1 protein-coding gene is annotated in these 544 nt (G+C 30.7%); it reads left to right on the top strand.

From position 1 onward, the window contains the following. The coding region (locus tag ABD999_RS43800) for a S1 RNA-binding domain-containing protein (protein WP_345483304.1) at positions 1 to 416 on the top strand (416 nt) is incomplete at its 5' end. Between the last annotated feature and the right edge of the window lie 128 nt (positions 417 to 544).

Genomic DNA, 544 nt, shown 5'->3' with positions numbered 1-544 from the left:
AGGGAGGAATGATAATTAACCTTGAAGGTATATCTGGATTTGTACCTAATTCTCATCTCGGTAATTTTCAAAAAAGTGAGCAATTTAATAATAAATTTATTAAGCTAAAATTACTCAATGTCGAAGAGAAATCTAATAATTTAATACTGAGTCATAGAAGAGCTCTAATATCTCAAGCATCATCTAATTTAATTGTTGGTAATATTATTGAAGGCATAATAAATCAGATTACACCTTACGGATTATTTATAAAGGTAGGAAATCTCAAAGGTCTTGTCCATATTTCTGAGATTAATATCAAAGAATTAGAGCAGATATCATCACAATTTAAAATAGGTGACACTATTAAAGCTGTTATTATTCATGTAGATAAACAACAAGGAAGATTATCTCTATCTATGAAACATTTGAGATAGAGAACTGTGTATGTACAAATAGATTATCCACCACCTACAATGGTAATAACCTCTAGCTTATCTTGATCATTCAAATAAGTTCAGTAAGTCGGATCGTAGCCATGTCGTTCTGTGAGCCAAGGAGTTGG

It is taken from the genome of Nonomuraea ferruginea, assembly GCF_039540635.1.
GTDB classification, from domain to species: Bacteria; Actinomycetota; Actinomycetes; order Streptosporangiales; family Streptosporangiaceae; genus Nonomuraea; species Nonomuraea ferruginea.
Note: the sequence above shows the minus strand (reverse complement) of the source record. Positions and strands in the feature narration are given on the sequence as shown.